We start from the raw sequence: 17,882 nt of genomic DNA on the forward strand, positions 1-17,882 counted from the left end.
GGCATTAAACCGGTGGTTGTAAAGAAATTCGGTGGAGCGGTAGTTCAGTCGGTTAGAATACCTGCCTGTCACGCAGGGGGTCGCGGGTTCGAGTCCCGTCCGTTCCGCCACTTATTAAAAGCCCTGGGCATTTGCTCAGGGCTTTTTCTTTTCTTGTCGTTTAATTATTGCTGATTTAGCAAAAATCCTCTGCATATAGCGATCTTTTTCTCGCTCCTTTCATTCGCCATAATTGTCCTCGTTAACCGATATTGATAAATAAAGAGGAAAATCATGACAATCCCTGCATTTGGTCTGGGCACCTTCCGCCTGAAAGATGATGTGGTAATCGCTTCTGTAAAAACGGCGCTGGAGCTGGGCTATCGCGCCATTGATACCGCACAAATCTATGATAACGAAGCGGCTGTAGGTCAGGCCATTGCTGAAAGTGGCATCGCGCGTGATGAGCTGTTCATCACCACCAAGATCTGGATTGAAAACCTGGGCAAAGATAAGCTGATCGCCAGCCTGAAAGAGAGTTTGCAGAAGCTTCGTACCGACTATGTCGACCTGACGCTGATCCATTGGCCGTCACCGAATGATGCTGTTGCAGTCGAAGAGTTTATGGCCGCCCTACTGGAAGCGAAGAAAGAGGGGCTGACCCGTCAGATTGGTATCTCTAACTTCACTATCCCGCTGATGGAGCGTGCAATTGCTACTGTCGGTGCGGAGAATATCGCGACCAACCAGGTCGAACTGTCTCCGTACCTGCAGAACCGTAAAGTGGTCGATTGGGCGCGTGAGCACGGTATCCATATCACTTCTTATATGACGCTGGCCTACGGTAAAGCTCTGAAAGATGAAGTGATTGCCCGTATCGCCGCTAAACATAATGCGACCCCGGCTCAGGTCATCCTGGCATGGGCGATGGGCGAAGGTTATGCGGTTATCCCATCTTCCACCAAGCGTGAAAACCTGGCGAGCAACCTGAAAGCGCTGGATCTGAAGCTGGACGATGAAGATCGTCAAGCGATCGCTGCACTGGATTGCAACGACCGCCTGGTAAGCCCGGAAGGCCTGGCGCCGAAGTGGGATTAATCCACGGCCTCCGGCACGGCGGTTTACGCCGCTGCCGGAGGACAGTCTCTTACAGCTCCTTCGGGAGCTGTTTGACGTGCTCGCTAAGAAAATCAATAAATGCCCTGATGCGCGTGCTTACGGCCCTGTCGCTGTAGTACACTGCGCTGAATGGCATCTCGACCGGCAGGCGTTTGTCGGCAAGCAATTCAACAAACTCCCCGCTGGCAATCTCTTTATCCACCATATAATCCGACAGGCAAGCGATGCCATTACCTGCGAGGCAAAGTTGTTTGAGTGTTTCTCCACTGTTAGACGATATTTCACATTCAACCTCCAGCAGTTGGCCATCACAGCAGGAAACGGGCCATGTATTCAATGACAAGGGTTCGCTAAAACCCAGGCACTGGTGATTTTTTAAATCGGCTACGTTTTGCGGTGTACCGCAACAAGCAAGATACTCCGGTGAGGCGATAATTTTGCGGTAGCTATTAAACAACGGTCTGGCGCGCAAACTGGAATCAGTCAGGGTACCCGCGCGGATGGCAACATCAACTTTGCGCTCAATCAGATTTATAAACGTTTCTGAGGAGACCAAAGCAAGACTCATCTCCGGGTAGCGTTCGCGAAAAGGTTTTATCAAAGGCATTAGAAAATGCAGCATCACTGGTGTTGCAGCATCAACACGTAATAATCCTCTTGGCGTCGTCCGACTTTCCAGAAGCTCATTCTCAGCCGCCGCCATTTCCTGAAGCACCACCTGTACACGGCGAAAATAACGCTCCCCCTCTTCGGTCAAACTTAGCTGACGAGTGGTACGGTTAAGCAGGCTAACACCGAGTTTTGACTCCAGCTTTTTCACGGCCCGGCTCACGGCAGAGTTGGCTTGTCCTAACTGTTCAGCCGCGCGACTGAAGCTACCACTCTCTACTACGGCGACAAAGATGGCGATTTCTTCTGAGGTAGCTCTCATTATTGCACCTGTGGCAAAATTCTATTGATATTTTGACTATTTTTGTTATTAAAACATCCCTTCATACTACGTGTCATCTTAATCCTGGTGATACGGAGTAAATTATGCCACTGGCGCTACTTGCCTTGACGATCGGTGCCTTTGCTATCGGCACGACTGAATTTGTAATTGTAGGTCTGGTACCTGCAATTGCTGAACAGCTGTCTATCTCATTGCCCTCTGCGGGTTTGCTGGTTTCTATCTACGCGTTAGGCGTGGCGATTGGCGCCCCGGTACTCACCGCATTGACCGGTCGTATGCCGCGTAAGCAGCTACTACTGGCATTGATGGTACTGTTCACCGCTGGTAATCTTTTGGCCTGGCAGGCACCAGGCTATGAAACTCTCGTTCTGGCACGCCTTTTGACAGGTCTGGCACACGGCGTATTCTTCTCGATAGGTTCGACAATTGCTACCAGCCTGGTGCCAAAAGAGAAAGCAGCTTCGGCGATTGCAATTATGTTTGGTGGTCTGACAGTTGCGTTGGTGACCGGTGTTCCGCTAGGCACTTTTATTGGCCAACATTTTGGCTGGCGTGAGACATTCCTGGCGGTATCGATCCTTGGAGCGGTCGCGTTAATTAGCAGCCTGATTCTGGTACCGAGTAATATCCCTGGCCGCGTCAGTGCTGGCCTACGTAATCAACTTAAGGTCCTGACTCATCCACGTTTACTGATTATTTATGCTATTACTGCACTTGGTTATGGTGGCGTATTTACCGCTTTTACCTTCCTGGCACCGATGATGCAAGATCTGGCCGGTTTTAGTCCATCAGCAGTGAGTTGGATTTTATTGGGGTATGGTGTTTCGGTCGCAATTGGTAACGTGTGGGGCGGTAAACTGGCAGATAAACATGGCGCCGTTGTAGCGCTGAAGTTTATCTTTGCTGCCCTGGTTGTTCTGCTGTTGGTATTTCAGTTCACGGCAAGTATTCACTATGCCGCGTTAGCGACGATACTGGTGATGGGTATTTTTGCTTTCGGTAATGTTCCTGGTCTACAGGTGTACGTAGTCCAAAAGGCGGAGCAATATACTCCCGATGCGGTTGATGTCGCCTCCGGCTTGAACATTGCAGCGTTCAATATTGGTATTGCGTTAGGTTCCGTGATTGGTGGACAGACGGTGGAACATTATGGTTTGGCTCAGACGCCCTGGATTGGCGCGCTGATTGTGCTGGTTGCGTTGTTATTGGTGGTTATTAGCGGTCGGCTCGATAAGCCTCAGCGCTGTGCTACGGGCCTTTCCGTAGAAGGATAACGGTTTCTGGCAAATTGCATTGAAAGTGTATACAAAAATCCCTATAACAGAAGGACCAGCCGCAGTCGGGCTGGTTTCCTGTTATCGAGGTTTGATGCCTAAATTGCGAAAGAATACCTATGCCATGCGCTATGTCGCCGGACAACCCGCGGAGAGAATTTTACCTCCGGGGTCGTTTGCAGGCATTACTCCGGCTTTCCCTTCTGGGGTGCCGTTAAGCTCAGATGAAAAAATCCGCGTACTGGTGTGGAATATCTTCAAACAGCAGCGCGCCGAGTGGAAATCCGTTCTTAATAATTTCGGCAAAGATGCCCACCTGGTGCTGTTACAGGAAGCGCAAACCACGCCTGAGTTAGTAAAATTTGCTACGTCCAATTATCTGGCCGCCGATCAGGTGCCGGCGCTGGTACTGCCTCAGCATCCTTCTGGCGTGATGACGTTAGCCTCTGCTCATCCGATATACTGCTGCCCTCTGCGTGAACGTGAGCCGATCCTGCGGTTGGCGAAGTCAGCGCTAGTGACAGTTTATCCGTTACCAGATGCCCGTTTGCTGATGGTGGTGAATATTCACGCGGTCAACTTCAGCCTTGGTGTCGATGTCTACAGCAAGCAACTGTTGCCGATAGGCGATCAGATAGCCCATCACAGCGGACCGGTGATTATGGCGGGTGATTTCAACGCCTGGAGCCGTCCGCGAATGAACGCTTTGTACCGCTTTGCGCGGGAAATGTCGCTGCGTGAAGTCCGCTTCTCTGACGATCAGCGCCGTCGCGCTTTTGGTCGTCCGCTTGATTTTGTGTTCTATCGAGGCTTAAGCGTACACGACGCTTCCGTATTGGTGACGCGCGCCTCCGACCACAATCCTCTACTAGTTGAATTCAGTCCCGGCAAGCCTGATTAATTAAGGTATGTCAGGCCTGCCATGGGGCAGGCCTGCGCAAGTATGGTTCTGCCTTTATTACTCAAACAACCGAAGGACAAAGCAATGACAACACGCTCTCATCACGACAATGTCGAAAAACAGTTTGGCTCGCAGGCTAGCGCTTATCTGACTAGCGCTGTACATGCATCCGGGCGCGATCTGCAACGTCTGGCAGAAAGGTTAGCCGATTTTCCGCAGGCTCAGGTGCTGGACATGGGATGTGGCGCCGGTCATGCCAGTTTTGCAGCTGCAGGACAGGTTGCACAGGTGGTGGCGTATGATTTATCCAGCCAGATGCTGGAGGTTGTAGCTCAGGCCGCTTCGGATAAAGGGTTTGTTAATATTGCGACTCAGCAGGGTTATGCCGAATCACTGCCTTTCGCTGATGCCAGTTTTGATGTGGTGATTAGCCGCTATTCTGCACATCATTGGCATGATGTCGGTCAGGCATTACGCGAAGTCAAGCGGGTGCTGAAACCGGGAGGAGCCGTAATTATCATGGACGTCATGTCGCCAGGGCATCCGGTTCGTGATGTTTGGCTGCAGACCGTTGAGGCTTTGCGCGATACTTCTCATGTTCGCAATTACTCAAGCGGTGAATGGCTGGCAATGGCGAATGAGGCGGGATTAGTGACGAATAATTTGCTGACCGATCGCTTGCCGCTGGAATTCGGCTCATGGGTTGCCCGGATGCGGACACCAGCGCCTTTGGTGGAGGCTATTCGTCTGTATCAGGAGAGCGCATCGGCAGAGGTTAAGGCTTACTTTGCACTGGAGCTGGATGGATCTTTTACCAGCGATACAATTATGTTTGAGGCTCATAAAGCGATCTAGAGCAGAAAAAAAAAAGGCACCACATGGGTGCCTTTTAAAATGAATCCTGAGCTATCAGGATTCAGGTCTGTCGCTGTTTTTCACAAACAGCGTTAACTGATCGCCAGGTTTCAGGTTGCCGGTATCGTTATTCCAGCGCATCACATCGCGAATGTTCACGCCATGGCGTTTTGCAATACTCGATAGCGAGTCGCCTTTGCGCACGCGATAAGTGATGCTATCGCTATTGTTTGCCAGACGCTCTGCACTGCTACCTGCACCGATTACGAGACTCTGACCCACTTTCAGGTTTGATCCGCGAATACCATTCCATTGCTGCAGATCTCTCGTTGATACACCGAGTCGAGATGCTATACCGGAGATAGTATCTCCAGAACGCACTTTGTAACTACGACTGGTCAACGGTCTGTTGTCCGCAAGCTGAGTCGGCTGCACGGCAGCAATGTCACCGGAAGCCAAAGACTCACGCAATTGAGCTGCATGTTTCTGCGGCACCAATACATAGTTAGGCCCATTAGCGCCCAGGGTCGAACCCTTAACACCTGCGTTGAACGTCTTCAGCTTACTAACCGGCATTCCTGCCATATCGGCTAGCTGTGAAATCTCAACCGGGTTGTCGAGGCGTACACGTGCCAGCGCTCGGCTTTCGTCTGCTGTGGGCAGTTTTACGCCATACTGCTTGCTGTTCTTGAGAATATCACTCAAAGCCAGCATTTTAGGTACGTAGATTTTGGTTTCCTGAGGTAATGAGAGTGACCAAAAATCTGTGGGTTTTCCACGTGATTTGTTGGCTTTAATTGCCTTCATTACCCGGCCTTCACCGCTGTTATATGCTGCGACAGTTAACAACCAGTCGCCGTCGAACATTTTGTTCAGACGTTGCATCATATTCAGCGCCGCAGTTGTTGAGGCGACGATATCACGACGCGCATCATAACTGCGGGTTTGCTTCAGACCATAATTGCGCCCGGTGCTCGGAATGATCTGCCAAATACCTGCGGCATTGGCACCAGACGTTGCATGCGGGTCAAAAGCGCTCTCCACTATGGGTAGTAATACCAGTTCCATAGGCATGTTACGTTTCTTAACTTGCCCGGCTATCCAGTACATATACGGCTCTGCCCGTAAAGTTACATCGTGGAGATAGCTCTTATTTCTCAAATATTTCTGCTTTTGTTCGCGAATCCGGACATTTTCCGGAATTCCCATCTTCAGCTCGTCGCCAATGGAAGCCCACAGATCCTGGTCTTGCGCGTAGAAGGTTCCATCATCTAACCAGCGCGCTTGACTTGTGAACTTACCTGCTTCCCCTTGACTCGCTGCAGAAAGGCTCTGTGCGTGCTGTTGAACGGTGCCATCGTGTTTAGACGCCTGGCACCCTACCAGCAGGACAGAGACGAGTAAAATCGCTCGTGCCTTCATGTGTGTGTCAATAGTTGCTTAAAAGACGAGCAAGAATAACGGTGAAGTCGACCGAAGACAAGAATTAAATATCAGAAGACGTCTTTCTTTGACCTTAACCATGCAAATCTCTCAATAGAGTGTTGCAAATTTGTTTCTTTGGAAATTTCTTTAATTAAATCATCGTCATCTGTGCGTAAAAATAAATTTATACGACGCTCATTTTTCAGAGTTACGGGCAGTGTATTTTGTTTTTTTGCACGTAACTCATTAACTTTGTGGTAGTAATCATTTATATCCCTATCCAGGGGCAGGATGCTTAATGCAAACTTCATATTTGCTAAAGTGTACTCATGTGCGCAACATATTAATGTTTTATCGGGAAGAGCGTTGATCTTCATAAATGATTGATACATCTGCTCTGGAGTGCCTTCAAATAACCTACCGCAGCCACCTGAAAACATAGTATCGCCGCAGAATAGATAAGGTTTCATGAAGAAACAGATGTGTCCTAAAGTGTGACCCGGAGTGGCGAAAATAGAAAATTCACGCTCTAAAACGGAGATGCTATCGCCATCAGCCACAAGGTGAGTGGTTCCCTTATCCAGGGTTTCTGCCGGCCCGTAAACCACGATTGTAGGAAATTTCTCGCGAAGTTGTTTTACTCCGCCAACGTGATCGTGGTGGTGGTGAGTCAATAGAATAGCTTCTGGTCGCCAGTGGTTCTGTTCTATTGCGGCCAACACGGGTGCCGCTTCGCCAGGATCGACTATCAGACAGCGTCCACTATCCTCAGCAAGAACCCAGATGTAGTTGTCCTGAAATGCGGGAATACTGATAAGATTCATAAATTACCTCTCAAAGCATAGCGGAAGGTTGTGATGAAGCCGGCAAGGATACCTCATACAGTGGCAGCGCCCGAGCATTGGTCCAGCATGCCGTGGGGTGAATACTATCGCGAATCACTAGAACGGCAGATGAAACCGTGGCTGGCTAAATTATATGGTTTTCATTTACTTAAAATTGGCAATCTGAGCGCGGAAATTAATACCGAATCCTGCGCTATTTCTCATCAGGTGAATGTTTCTTTGCAGGGTAACCCGATACAGGTGAAAGCCGACCCATTGTATTTACCTTTTGCCGAGAAATCGGTTGATGCCTGTTTACTGGCTCATACTTTGCCATGGTGTAGCGATCCGCACCGCCTGCTGCGGGAGGCGGACAGGGTGCTGATTGATGATGGCTGGATTATTTTAACCAGTTTCAATCCAATGAGTCTGATGGGGTTACGTAAGCTAGTACCCGTGTTACGCAATAAGACCCCGTATAACAGCCGGATGTTTACGTTGACGCGCCAGCTAGATTGGCTGGCGTTGCTGAACTTTGAAGTGCTCCACTGTGGTCGCTATCAGGTGCTACCCTGGTCCCGTCATGGGGGGAAAATGCTTAGTACGCATTTACCCGCTCTGGGCTGCTTACAGCTGATTATTGCTCGTAAACGCACCATACCCTTGACGCTAAACCCGATGAAATCGGGTAAAGCAAAAAACCGGATACGGCAGGCTGTCGGCGCCACACGACAGTGGCGCAAAGGGCAGAATTAACTTTCTGCCTTATAACCGGTATCGTCCTGGGTGGGGTTAGAGGCTGCTGCGCGTGCCAGTTCGTCGCAGCGTTCATTTTCCGGATGGCCGGCATGGCCTTTGACCCATTCCCATTTTATCTTGTGTTGGCCCAGCGCTGTGTCCAGTCGCTGCCAGAGATCGACGTTTTTGACTGGTTTTTTGTCCGCGGTTTTCCAGCCGCGTTTTTTCCAGTTATGGATCCACTGAGTAATCCCCTGGCGAACATACTGGCTGTCGGTGCTGAGAATCACTTCGCACTGTTCTTTCAGCGCTTCCAGAGCGACAATTGCCGCCATCATCTCCATGCGGTTATTAGTCGTAAGATTAAAACCTTCGCTAAAGGTTTTCTCTTTCCCCCGATAGCGTAAAATTGCACCGTAACCGCCTGGGCCTGGATTTCCCAGACAAGAGCCATCGGTGAAAATTTCTACCTGTTTGAGCATCTCTGGTAGACTTCCTGTAATTGAAATCGATACGTAAAACGGTAAGTCTGACATAAATGACCGCTATGAGCACTGCAATTACACGACAGATTGTTCTCGATACTGAAACCACCGGTATGAACCAACTCGGTGTCCATTATGAAGGGCACAAGATAATCGAGATCGGCGCGGTGGAGGTGATTAACCGCCGCCTGACCGGGAATAACTTCCACGTCTATTTAAAACCAGATCGGCTGGTGGACCCTGAAGCATTTGGTGTTCACGGTATTGCTGATGAATTCCTGATGGATAAGCCGGTGTTTGCTGATGTTGCCGATGAGTTTATGGATTACATCCGCGGTGCGGAACTGGTCATCCATAACGCATCGTTCGATATCGGCTTTATGGACTATGAGTTTGGCAAGCTTAAGCGTGGAATTCCGAAAACCGATACGTTTTGTAAGGTCACCGATAGCCTGGCCGTAGCGCGTAAAATGTTCCCGGGAAAGCGTAATAGCCTTGATGCACTATGCTCGCGTTATGAAATAGACAACAGTAAGCGAACGCTGCACGGGGCATTGCTCGATGCCCAGATTCTGGCTGACGTTTATCTGATGATGACCGGTGGCCAGACAACAATGGCTTTCTCGATGGAAGGGGAAGGGCAGCAGCAGGCCGGAGAAATAGGAATACAGCGCGTTGTTCGGGCTGCCAGTAAATTACGTGTGCTTTATGCCTCGGACGAAGAGCTGATGAACCATGAATCGCGGCTCGATCTGGTACAAAAGAAAGGCGGGAGCTGCCTGTGGCGGGCCTGAATTGTCGGAATATGCATGAAAAATAGTCCGATGGGCGATTTTTGCAGCAAGCGATTCATAAATGAAGAAAAACCATTGACGCAGTAGAGGGGAAACCGTAGTATCTGCCTCGTTCCCAAGGGAACAGTAAGTGGAGCGGTAGTTCAGTCGGTTAGAATACCTGCCTGTCACGCAGGGGGTCGCGGGTTCGAGTCCCGTCCGTTCCGCCACTATTCAGAAAGCCTGAATCAGCAATGATTCAGGCTTTCGTCGTTTCAGGCCTGTGCAATTTTATGAATCAGATCTTCAGGCACTCTTCCATACACTCGACAAAGACCTGCATCGCCGGGCTGACAACTTTGCTGGCGTGATACCCGCATACCGCATTAATACTCAGCGGTTTTTTACTGAAAGGCAGTTCCACCAGTTTACCTTCACGCAATTCTTGTTCTACGGCAAATCGCGGCAGGTAGCTTACGCCGAGATTACCCGCCACACATTGCTTGATACTTTCAATACTCCATAGCTCAATCGTATTTTCCAGAGTAATGCCGCGCTTGCGCAGCTCGCCTTCAAATATTTGCCGGAAAATGCACTGTGGCTCATTGATGATAAAACTCAGCGGAATGTGTTGGTCCCGGCGCATAAAGTTAACCGGAGCGTGTTCCGGCGAAGCGACCAGTACCAGTTGCTGATCGCCAAAGTGGTGAATTTTCAATGCTTCATCATTACCGACACGGTAAAACACCCCGAGATCGACATCATCATCCAGCAGGGCATCGCGAATCGAATAGCAATTTAACGATTGTAAAGATAAACGAACCTTTGGTGTAATGGCTCAATAGTAATGTCCGCCTGTGGCTCAATTCAGATGTCCGCGCTATGGTAAGCTTCACTGGTCCGTTTAAACTACCGGGAGGCATATCATGAGCGCAGAAAGCTCAGGAGTGTTTACTTTGAAAGAGATCAACCGGATCAAGATTATACAGGACGTCATTGAACGTCGCATCACAACGCGCCGTGCGGCCGAGCACCTCGGTATCAGCGACAGGCAATGCCGCAGACTTCTTGCCCGTTACCGTGAAGGCGGACCGCTTGGTATGGCCAGCAGACGATGTGGCATGCGTGGTAACCGCCAGTTGCCACCCGGGCTCGCAGATCAGGCTCTGGAACTGATCAAGACGCGTTATGCTGATTTCGGTCCGACTCTGGCGCGTGAAAAGCTCGAAGAACTCCACGGACTGTTTCTTGGCAAAGAAACTGTCCGGCGCATCATGGTGCGGGCTGGCTTATGGGTTCCCCGTAAACAACGTGCCGCAAGGATCCCTCAACCACGGTACCGGCGTCCGTGTACTGGTGAGCTGATACAAATAGATGGCTGTGATCACGACTGGTTTGAAGGCCGTGGCCCGGCCTGCACCGCGCTGGTCTATGTTGATGATGCAACCAGCAAACTGATGGAACTGTTGTTTGTTAAATCGGAGTCCACGTTTTCTTACTTCGAAGCCACGCGGCGCTATATCGATAAGCATGGTAAACCGCTGGCACTGTACAGCGATAAAGCCGGTGTTTTTCGTGTTAACAATAAACACGCCACAGGCGGAGACGGGCATACTCAGTTTGGGCGAGCCATGCATGAACTGAACATCCAGACTATCTGTGCAGAAACCAGTCCCGCCAAAGGGCGTGTAGAACGAGCTCACCTCACTTTACAGGATCGTCTGGTCAAAGAGCTGCGGTTACAGGGCATTTGTTCAATGGAGGCTGCAAATGACTTCGCTGAGGCCTATATGGCTGACTATAACCGCCGTTTTGGCAAAGTACCGCGACATGATTTTGACGTACACCGTGCTGTAGAACATGATGAGGACCTGGGGCTTATTTTCACTGTTCGTGAAAAACGTAAAGTCTCAAAATCGTTGACGATACAATATGATAAAATGTTGTACCTGATTGAAGACAGCGAACTGAGTCGCCGTGCAATAGGTAAATATATCGATGTGTATCACTATCCTGATGGCAGAAAAGAGCTGCGCCTGAACGGTACGCTACTTCCCTACTCTACCTACGACCGACTGTCAGAAATCGACCAGGGCGCGATTGTCGATAACAAGCGTCTTGGCCGAACCCTGGAGTTTATCAGTCTGGTGCAGAGCAAGCGGGATAACACGCGCTCTCAGTCAATTCCCGCTGGAGATGGCCCTTCCCGACGACGGCCAAAGCAGGAAGGGAAGAAATCCCAGCGCTCACTGGATAATGATGACATGCTCGAAGCACTCAAACAGCTTCAGTCACGTTCAGAGGACATTTTTGGTAAAAGAGCCCGCTGATGGTACTCACTGGCCGGACAGTGGTTGCTCACCAGTTGATATTGTCCGGCCAGACCCATGATGTATTATTCATTTCGTTCAGCATCTTTATGTCCTGCTTTTCACGGGCATACTTACCCCATAATGAATGAAAAGAACGAACAATACTGATTAACTGCTTTTTTCTTTGCTCCGGAGATAGGCTGATAAAATAGCAGCACCTGCTGTCAATATTATCCTCAATGAAATTAAAATCAGAGTCTGATGCATATTTTACTGTTAGCATAATATCATTCGACGTTGTTCTCTCAGACTCTGTTAATGCTGATTCTATCAGGTATTCAAAGGCATACATGACAGACAGCTGGTTTTTGTCTGTCTGAATATAACCCATTGAGTTTCTGAGTATTGAGGACTGTACCAGGACCAGAGGCCATAAAAGCTCAACACCATAAAGCTTATATGTATCATGTTGATCATACTGATGTTGCTCAACACGACGATTACCTTCCCGTGCTTTACGAATATCATAGGCAAGGGATAACATAAATCCGTCTTTAACTTTAATCAGTGGGCTTTCATCCACGATGTAATGAATGAGTTCATGTAATTCATTCAGGGCTTCTGAATCTCCCCACAGTATAAAACCTGCATTGTTCGGCGTTAACTCGTATCGAAGCATGGGCTCAATCATCCTGTTGTTTCAGTCGGAGGAAAGTCTATCAGTAAAGAGAATGAGAGATCAAAGTGGTCATTTTAATTGAGCTGGATAACGGACATTTCAATTGAGCCTTGACATTTGGCGCCCGCTGCTTAAAGCGTTGTAAAACGGCGGGGATTTTATATGCCAGCAGCGTTTCCCCGGTGGCAACACGGAGCTCTCCACTCGGCTCCTGATCCTGCCTGGCGGCATGACGAATGGACTCCATCACTTTTATCAGCTCGTGGATGTGGGGAAGAATATTTTTCCCGGCTGTAGTCAGGCACATCCGGCGGCCGATTTTTTCAAAAAGCTGGATAGACAGCTCTTGCTCAAGTTGTTGAATGTGAAATGTCACTGTTGATTGCGTACAGCATAGTTTCTGCGAAGCGCGTAAAAAGGATCCCTCTTCAACAACCGTCTTGAGCGTGACAAAGCGACGTAAGTCCATCATGGCCTCAATGTATCGAAATTATCGAATTTAGAATGAAATAATATTCATTTTTTTAAATGATTTATATCGGGTACTGTCGGCTAAAAAACAGGAGAAGACAAGTGCCCCCAGCCTTGATAAGCGCATTTTTAACCTACACCCTGATAACCGCATTGACCCCCGGGCCGAATAACATTCTTGCGCTGAGCAGCGTAGCTTCACATGGGTTGCGCAAAAGCATGTTCGTGCTGGCCGGGATGAGCGTGGGGTTTATTATTACGATGCTGATTTGTGCTGGCCTGACGTTTTCGTTAGTTATGCTCGATGAGGGATTATCCCGGGCACTGAGTTGGATTGGTGCTGCCTATATTCTTTGGTTAGCGTGGCAAATAGCGAAGAGTAAACCTGCTGGCAATGATCTCAGCGGCAAACCGGTAAGTTTTTGGATGAGCTTGGGCCTACAGTTTGTGAATGTTAAAATCATCCTTTATGGGATTACGGCACTGTCGACCTTTGTACTGCCGGTGACGCGTGATCCTGTTTGGCTGGTGAGCGTGAGTTTGCTTCTTGCGGCAATTGGGACTTTCGGCAACGTGTGTTGGGCGCTGGCCGGGCATCTGTTTCAGCGCTTATTCCTGCATTATGGGCGTCAGGTAAATTTCCTTTTAGCTTTGTTACTGGTCTACTGCGCAGCAAGGATCTTGTTTAAAATATAGGAAAGGGAGCATTGGCTCCCCTTTATACCCGTCATACTTCAAGCTGCTTATGTGTTGGCTGCGCTCGCTCACCCCGGTTACATAGTTATCTATGCTCCCGGGGACTCACTCCCTTGCCGTCTTTAAGCAACTTGAATTATTTAGGGTATATTTGCATTAGTTGAGTGTGAAAGGATCCGCATCCTGCCAGGCCGGAAACTTTTCGCGGTACTCTTTAAGCGCTGTTAATGACAGTTCAGCATCCAGGCGCGTAGCCTGATGCGGTTCGGCGGTGGCGATTATCTCTCCTTGTGGGGTGATAATCCGGCTGTCTCCCCGATAGTGATGGCCGTTGCCGTCGGTACCTACGCGGTTACAACCAGCGACGTAGGCCTGGTTTTCAATTGCTCGGGCGACCAGTAATGCCTGCCAGTGGGTGGAGCGCGGTGCGGGCCAGTTGGCAACGTAAAGTGCTAAATCATAGTCATTATGGTTACGTGACCACACCGGGAAGCGCAAGTCGTAGCATACCAGCGGCAGAATTCTCCAGCCGCGCCATGCAAAAATCACGCGTTCACTACCTGCCTCATAATGATGATGCTCATCCGCCATGCGAAACAGGTGTCGTTTATCATAAAAATGCGTTTTACCATCAGGCTCAACTAACAGAAAACGGTTAACGGGCCCGCGTTCCGTTTGCAGTGCTGCACTGCCTGCGATTAGCGCGTTGGTTTGCGCGGCCTTCGCTTCCATCCAGGCAATAACATCCTCTTGCGCTAACGACTGCTTCGCCGCCTCCATCGCGAAACCGGTAGTGAACATTTCCGGTAGAACAATCACATCACGCCCGGTAATTCCTTCCAGTTGACGATCGAAATGGCGCAGGTTGGCGGGACCGTCCATCCACACCAGCGGTTGTTGTAAAAGGGTAATTTTCAGTCCGGGCACAATGATGAACTCCAGTATCAAGAGAGGCTTATTATTACTTTAACACCATATCAGTCAGTGGATGGCTGGCGGAATATTTTGTTAATAAAATGATAAGTTGGGAGGCGGGAAAAAAAATGAGGCGGGGGGGCCCGCCTCGATCGTGATGTTGTTATATTATGGTTTTTTATGCCGCTTCAATCTTGCGTACTTTCTCCGGCAGCTTTACCGGGCGGGTCGCCAGCTCATCCGGGGCGAAGTCGTCGACGTTAATACTGCGCAGGCGACTGGTTTCGGCACGAACCAGAATATCAGCCTCATCCTGATTAATTAACCCTTTTGCCAGCGCGTTATGGGCCAGTTCATCAAGACGGGTAAACGACAGGTTCTTACCAAGTTCTTTGCAAATACGCTGGTGGATGGGGTCGGCCGCCATAACATCGAGCAGCGCCTCTTCCAGCAATCCAACCGGGTTATGCTCGCTCGGCGTCAAGTACTGACCGCGGCCGATACGAGAACGAGTCGCGCTCGGAACCTGCAGAATTTTCGCTACTTTATGATCCAGCTTATCTGAAGGGGCCAGATAATGACGCCCGGTCGGGAAGATAGCTACGCGAAGGGCTCCGGCCACCAGGCGATTCGGGAAGTTGACCAGCAGATCATCAATGGCCTGTTCTGCCTGATACAGCGCATCCTGCACGCCCCAGTGAACCAGCGGCAAATCTGCTTCGTTACGCCCTTCATCGTCATAGCGCTTCAGCACCGCAGAGGCCAAATAGAGCTGGCTCAGTACATCGCCCAGGCGCGCTGAAATACGCTCGCGACGTTTCAGACTACCGCCCAGTACCGCCATTGAGACATCGGACAGCAGGGCCAGGTTGGCGCTCAGGCGATTCATATGCTGATAGTAGCGGCGAGTGGCATCGCGGGTCGGTGAACTGCTGGTGAGGCCGCGAGTCAGACCCAGCCAGAAGCTGCGTACTTTGTTGCTACCCACATGACCGATATGTTTGAACAGCAGCTTATCGAATGCGTTAACATCGTTATTCTGCGCGGCGGCCATTTCATCCAGTACGTACGGATGGCAACGAATCGCCCCCTGACCGAAGATCATCATGCTGCGGGTGAGTATATTCGCCCCCTCCACGGTGATAGCGATTGGTGCGCCCTGATAGGCTCGCGCCAGGAAGTTACCGCTGCCGAGCATAATGCCTTTACCGCCGGTAATATCCATTGCGTCAATGATCGAGCGCTGGCCGCGATGGGTACAGTGATATTTCACAATTGCCGATAGTACCGCCGGTTTTTCACCGAGCATAATACCGTAGGTAATCAGCGAGGCTGCGGCATCCATCACGTAGGCGTTACCTGCAATACGCGCCAGCGGTTCTTCAATCCCTTCCATTTTACCGATAGAGATTTTGAACTGGCGGCGAATATGCGCGTAGGCGCCGGTAGCCATGGCGACGGATTTCAGGCCGCCCGTGGCATTGGACGGTAACGTGATGCCGCGGCCCACGGATAAACATTCAACCAGCATCCGCCAGCCCTGACCGGCCATCGACGGGCCGCCAATGATGTAATCGATAGGAACAAAAATATCTTTACCCTGGGTCGGGCCATTCTGGAACGGAACGTTCAGCGGGAAGTGGCGACGACCGATCTCAACGCCTGGTGTGGCTGTTGGGATCAGGGCACAGGTGATACCCAGCTCTTCTTCACCACCCAGCAGGCGGTCGGGGTCGGAGAGTTTAAACGCCAGTCCCAGTACCGTGGCGATTGGCGCAAGCGTGATGTAGCGTTTGTTCCAGGTCAGGCGCATACCCAGCACCTGTTGGCCCTGCCATTCGCCCATGCAGACCACGCCGGTGTCCGGAATGGCCCCAGCATCTGAGCCTGCTTCCGGGCTGGTCAGCGCGAAGCACGGAATTTCCTGACCGCGCGCCAGACGTGGCAGATAGTGATTCTTCTGCTCTTCGGTGCCGTAATGCTGCAGCAGTTCGCCTGGGCCTAATGAGTTAGGTACACCGACGGTAATCGCCAGAATCCCGGAAACGCCGGACAGTTTTTGCAGCACGCGCGCCTGGGCGAAAGCAGAAAACTCCAGGCCGCCGTACTCTTTCTTGATGATCATCGCGAAGAAGCGATGCTCTTTCAGATAAGCCCACAGCTCCGGCGGTAGATCGGCCATCTCGTGGGTAATTTCGAAGTCGTTCGCCATGCGGCAGGCTTCTTCAACCGGGCCGTCAATAAAGGCTTGTTCTTCAGCGGTCAGGCGCGGCTGCGGGTAGTTGTGCAGCTTCTGCCAGTCAGGGTTACCGCGAAACAGGTCGCCTTCCCACCAGGTGGTACCGGCATCAATGGCTTCTTTTTCAGTACGCGACATCGGCGGCATAACCTTGCGGAAAGCGCGAAATGCAGGAACTGAAATCATTGATTTACGCATTGGCGCAAAGTTAAACGGCAGGAGAATGATAGCCAGCGGTACCAGTAGCCAGATATTCCACAGTCCAGCAACGCCGAGTGCCGCAGTCCAGGCAAGCAAAATCGCGCTGCTAAGCAGCAGATTGATTCGGTGATAGAAGAGCGCACCGAGTAAAACAACGGTTGCAACAATACTCAAAATCATCATAAAGAAATGCTCCCTGTCTTGTAGGAGGTCTGACCACTTGTGATGATATGGTTGTAGTGGATGTAATTTGTTTTAGCAATATGTTTACAAAATAATTACAACATTGCTCACATTGTTGTACGGAAATGCGGCACATAAAATCAAAACCGCAGGGGATAGACCCGTCTGCTGCTTCTCGCTTCGGCGGCTATCCGGTAAACTGCCTGAGTTATCCCACAAATACTGAAGGATTATCCTCATGTACCAGGATCTTATTCGTAACGAACTGAACGAAGCGGCGGAAACGCTGGCTAATTTTCTGCAGGACGATGCCAACATTCATGCCATTCAGCGTGCAGCGGTGCTGCTGGCAGATAGCTTTAAGGCTGGCGGCAAAGTTCTTTCCTGCGGTAATGGCGGTTCTCACTGCGATGCGATGCATTTTGCGGAAGAACTGACCGGGCGCTATCGTGAAAATCGCCCGGGCTATCCGGCAATTGCGATTTCAGACGTGAGCCATCTCTCTTGCGTCAGTAATGATTTTGGCTATGAATATGTTTTTTCTCGCTACGTTGAGTCGGTGGGCCGCTCAGGCGACGTGTTGCTGGGGATTTCTACTTCCGGTAACTCTGGCAACGTTATTAAAGCGATTGAAGCCGCTCGCGCTCAGGGGATGAAAGTCATCACTCTGACCGGCAAAGATGGCGGTAAAATGGCGGGCTCTGCGGATGTTGAAATTCGCGTACCGCATTTTGGCTATGCCGATCGCATTCAGGAAATTCACATTAAAGTGATTCATATCCTGATTATGTTGATTGAAAAAGAGATGGTTAAAGCCTGATAAATCGCGGGGGTGACTCCCGCATTGTTGTATGAGGTGAT

General features: G+C 50.3%; 16 protein-coding genes, 2 tRNA genes and 2 pseudogenes. 11 read left to right on the forward strand and 9 right to left on the reverse strand.

Translation table 11 applies throughout. The features are described 5' to 3' along the window. Nucleotides 1-33 precede the first annotated feature (33 nt). A tRNA-Asp gene (locus HV127_RS12905) sits at nucleotides 34-110 on the forward strand. Between the two features lie 163 nt (nucleotides 111-273). Beyond that, nucleotides 274-1,077 carry a 2,5-didehydrogluconate reductase DkgB gene (dkgB, locus tag HV127_RS12910; RefSeq protein WP_182236468.1) on the forward strand — a complete coding sequence of 268 codons (804 nt, stop codon included), beginning with the start codon at nucleotides 274-276 and terminating at the stop codon, nucleotides 1,075-1,077. A gap of 49 nt (nucleotides 1,078-1,126) precedes the next feature. Here dkgB and yafC read toward each other — a convergent pair whose 3' ends face one another. Further along, on the reverse strand, nucleotides 1,127-2,029 hold the full coding sequence (gene yafC, locus HV127_RS12915) for a DNA-binding transcriptional regulator YafC (protein ID WP_182236470.1): 903 nt from the start codon (nucleotides 2,027-2,029) through the stop codon (nucleotides 1,127-1,129). 104 nt (nucleotides 2,030-2,133) lie between these two features. On the opposite strand from yafC, the gene HV127_RS12920 reads away from it, so the two are divergent. The 3 genes from HV127_RS12920 to HV127_RS12930 all read left to right on the forward strand — a co-directional run bounded on the left by HV127_RS12920 (nucleotide 2,134) and on the right by HV127_RS12930 (nucleotide 5,080). After that, nucleotides 2,134-3,324 carry an MFS transporter gene (locus HV127_RS12920; RefSeq protein ID WP_182236472.1) on the forward strand — a complete coding sequence of 397 codons (1,191 nt, stop codon included), beginning with the start codon at nucleotides 2,134-2,136 and terminating at the stop codon, nucleotides 3,322-3,324. Nucleotides 3,325-3,427: 103 nt separating this feature from the next. Further along, nucleotides 3,428-4,225, forward strand: a complete 798-nt coding sequence (locus HV127_RS12925; protein WP_181486486.1) for an endonuclease/exonuclease/phosphatase family protein — start codon at nucleotides 3,428-3,430, stop codon at nucleotides 4,223-4,225. 84 nt (nucleotides 4,226-4,309) lie between these two features. Next, complete coding sequence (locus HV127_RS12930) at nucleotides 4,310-5,080, forward strand: class I SAM-dependent methyltransferase (RefSeq protein ID WP_182236474.1); 771 nt, start codon at nucleotides 4,310-4,312, stop codon at nucleotides 5,078-5,080. Between the two features lie 54 nt (nucleotides 5,081-5,134). Here the strand turns inward: HV127_RS12930 and mltD are convergent, their stop codons facing one another. Both mltD and gloB read right to left on the reverse strand, forming a co-directional pair. After that, nucleotides 5,135-6,502 carry a murein transglycosylase D gene (mltD, locus tag HV127_RS12935; RefSeq protein WP_112213997.1) on the reverse strand — a complete coding sequence of 456 codons (1,368 nt, stop codon included), beginning with the start codon at nucleotides 6,500-6,502 and terminating at the stop codon, nucleotides 5,135-5,137. 71 nt (nucleotides 6,503-6,573) lie between these two features. Beyond that, nucleotides 6,574-7,329 carry a hydroxyacylglutathione hydrolase gene (gene gloB / locus HV127_RS12940; RefSeq protein ID WP_182236477.1) on the reverse strand — a complete coding sequence of 252 codons (756 nt, stop codon included), beginning with the start codon at nucleotides 7,327-7,329 and terminating at the stop codon, nucleotides 6,574-6,576. Nucleotides 7,330-7,362: 33 nt separating this feature from the next. Here gloB and HV127_RS12945 point away from each other — a divergent pair, with 33 nt between their 5' ends. Continuing rightward, a complete protein-coding gene (locus HV127_RS12945) occupies nucleotides 7,363-8,085 on the forward strand; it encodes a class I SAM-dependent methyltransferase (protein WP_182236480.1) in 723 nt (240 codons plus the stop codon). Here the strand turns inward: HV127_RS12945 and rnhA are convergent. Further along, the gene (rnhA, locus tag HV127_RS12950; RefSeq protein WP_182236483.1) at nucleotides 8,082-8,549 is read right to left on the reverse strand and encodes a ribonuclease HI; all 468 of its coding nucleotides are present in this window, start codon (nucleotides 8,547-8,549) and stop codon (nucleotides 8,082-8,084) included. The genes HV127_RS12945 and rnhA overlap by 4 nt on opposite strands. A gap of 65 nt (nucleotides 8,550-8,614) precedes the next feature. Here rnhA and dnaQ point away from each other — a divergent pair, with 65 nt between their 5' ends. Together dnaQ and HV127_RS12960 are read left to right on the forward strand one after the other, a co-directional pair. After that, nucleotides 8,615-9,346: a DNA polymerase III subunit epsilon gene (gene dnaQ / locus HV127_RS12955; protein WP_197975052.1), complete on the forward strand. Its 732-nt coding sequence runs from the start codon at nucleotides 8,615-8,617 to the stop codon at nucleotides 9,344-9,346. 132 nt (nucleotides 9,347-9,478) lie between these two features. Further along, a tRNA-Asp gene (locus tag HV127_RS12960) sits at nucleotides 9,479-9,555 on the forward strand. Nucleotides 9,556-9,623: 68 nt separating this feature from the next. Here HV127_RS12960 and HV127_RS12965 read toward each other — a convergent pair. Then, a pseudogene (locus tag HV127_RS12965) lies at nucleotides 9,624-10,154 on the reverse strand (substrate-binding domain-containing protein); the annotation flags it as partial. Between the two features lie 97 nt (nucleotides 10,155-10,251). Here HV127_RS12965 and HV127_RS12970 point away from each other — a divergent pair. After that, the gene (locus tag HV127_RS12970; RefSeq protein WP_001567368.1) at nucleotides 10,252-11,655 is read left to right on the forward strand and encodes an ISNCY-like element ISKpn21 family transposase; all 1,404 of its coding nucleotides are present in this window, start codon (nucleotides 10,252-10,254) and stop codon (nucleotides 11,653-11,655) included. A 28-nt stretch (nucleotides 11,656-11,683) separates the two neighbouring features. Here the strand turns inward: HV127_RS12970 and HV127_RS12975 are convergent, their stop codons facing one another. Beyond that, nucleotides 11,684-12,316: a hypothetical protein gene (locus HV127_RS12975; RefSeq protein ID WP_001567369.1), complete on the reverse strand. Its 633-nt coding sequence runs from the start codon at nucleotides 12,314-12,316 to the stop codon at nucleotides 11,684-11,686. 97 nt (nucleotides 12,317-12,413) lie between these two features. Beyond that, a pseudogene (locus HV127_RS12980) lies at nucleotides 12,414-12,785 on the reverse strand (LysR family transcriptional regulator); the annotation flags it as partial. 104 nt (nucleotides 12,786-12,889) lie between these two features. On the opposite strand from HV127_RS12980, the gene eamB reads away from it, so the two are divergent. Then, complete coding sequence (gene eamB / locus HV127_RS12985) at nucleotides 12,890-13,483, forward strand: cysteine/O-acetylserine transporter (RefSeq protein ID WP_182236485.1); 594 nt, start codon at nucleotides 12,890-12,892, stop codon at nucleotides 13,481-13,483. A gap of 156 nt (nucleotides 13,484-13,639) precedes the next feature. Here eamB and HV127_RS12990 read toward each other — a convergent pair whose 3' ends face one another. Further along, a complete protein-coding gene (locus HV127_RS12990) occupies nucleotides 13,640-14,410 on the reverse strand; it encodes an amidohydrolase (protein WP_182236488.1) in 771 nt (256 codons plus the stop codon). Between the two features lie 166 nt (nucleotides 14,411-14,576). Further along, nucleotides 14,577-17,021, reverse strand: a complete 2,445-nt coding sequence (gene fadE, locus HV127_RS12995; protein WP_182236499.1) for an acyl-CoA dehydrogenase FadE — start codon at nucleotides 17,019-17,021, stop codon at nucleotides 14,577-14,579. 238 nt (nucleotides 17,022-17,259) lie between these two features. Here fadE and lpcA point away from each other — a divergent pair, with 238 nt between their 5' ends. Next, nucleotides 17,260-17,841, forward strand: a complete 582-nt coding sequence (gene lpcA / locus HV127_RS13000) for a D-sedoheptulose 7-phosphate isomerase (RefSeq protein WP_123755557.1) — start codon at nucleotides 17,260-17,262, stop codon at nucleotides 17,839-17,841. The last annotated feature ends 41 nt before the right edge of the window (nucleotides 17,842-17,882 follow it).

Source organism: Klebsiella sp. RHBSTW-00215 (genome assembly GCF_014103785.1).
Taxonomy (GTDB): domain Bacteria; phylum Pseudomonadota; class Gammaproteobacteria; order Enterobacterales; family Enterobacteriaceae; genus Klebsiella.

Excerpts from the sequence above, each read along its gene's own strand:
- dkgB (WP_182236468.1), top strand. The coding sequence starts at position 274 with ATGACAATCCCTGCATTTGGTCTGGGCACCTTCCGCCTGAAAGATGAT.
- yafC (WP_182236470.1), bottom strand. The coding sequence starts at position 2,029 with ATGAGAGCTACCTCAGAAGAAATCGCCATCTTTGTCGCCGTAGTAGAG.
- HV127_RS12920 (WP_182236472.1), top strand. The coding sequence starts at position 2,134 with ATGCCACTGGCGCTACTTGCCTTGACGATCGGTGCCTTTGCTATCGGC.
- HV127_RS12930 (WP_182236474.1), top strand. The coding sequence starts at position 4,310 with ATGACAACACGCTCTCATCACGACAATGTCGAAAAACAGTTTGGCTCG.
- mltD (WP_112213997.1), bottom strand. The coding sequence starts at position 6,502 with ATGAAGGCACGAGCGATTTTACTCGTCTCTGTCCTGCTGGTAGGGTGC.
- gloB (WP_182236477.1), bottom strand. The coding sequence starts at position 7,329 with ATGAATCTTATCAGTATTCCCGCATTTCAGGACAACTACATCTGGGTT.
- HV127_RS12945 (WP_182236480.1), top strand. The coding sequence starts at position 7,363 with ATGAAGCCGGCAAGGATACCTCATACAGTGGCAGCGCCCGAGCATTGG.
- rnhA (WP_182236483.1), bottom strand. The coding sequence starts at position 8,549 with ATGCTCAAACAGGTAGAAATTTTCACCGATGGCTCTTGTCTGGGAAAT.
- dnaQ (WP_197975052.1), top strand. The coding sequence starts at position 8,615 with ATGAGCACTGCAATTACACGACAGATTGTTCTCGATACTGAAACCACC.
- HV127_RS12970 (WP_001567368.1), top strand. The coding sequence starts at position 10,252 with ATGAGCGCAGAAAGCTCAGGAGTGTTTACTTTGAAAGAGATCAACCGG.
- HV127_RS12975 (WP_001567369.1), bottom strand. The coding sequence starts at position 12,316 with ATGCTTCGATACGAGTTAACGCCGAACAATGCAGGTTTTATACTGTGG.
- fadE (WP_182236499.1), bottom strand. The coding sequence starts at position 17,021 with ATGATGATTTTGAGTATTGTTGCAACCGTTGTTTTACTCGGTGCGCTC.
- lpcA (WP_123755557.1), top strand. The coding sequence starts at position 17,260 with ATGTACCAGGATCTTATTCGTAACGAACTGAACGAAGCGGCGGAAACG.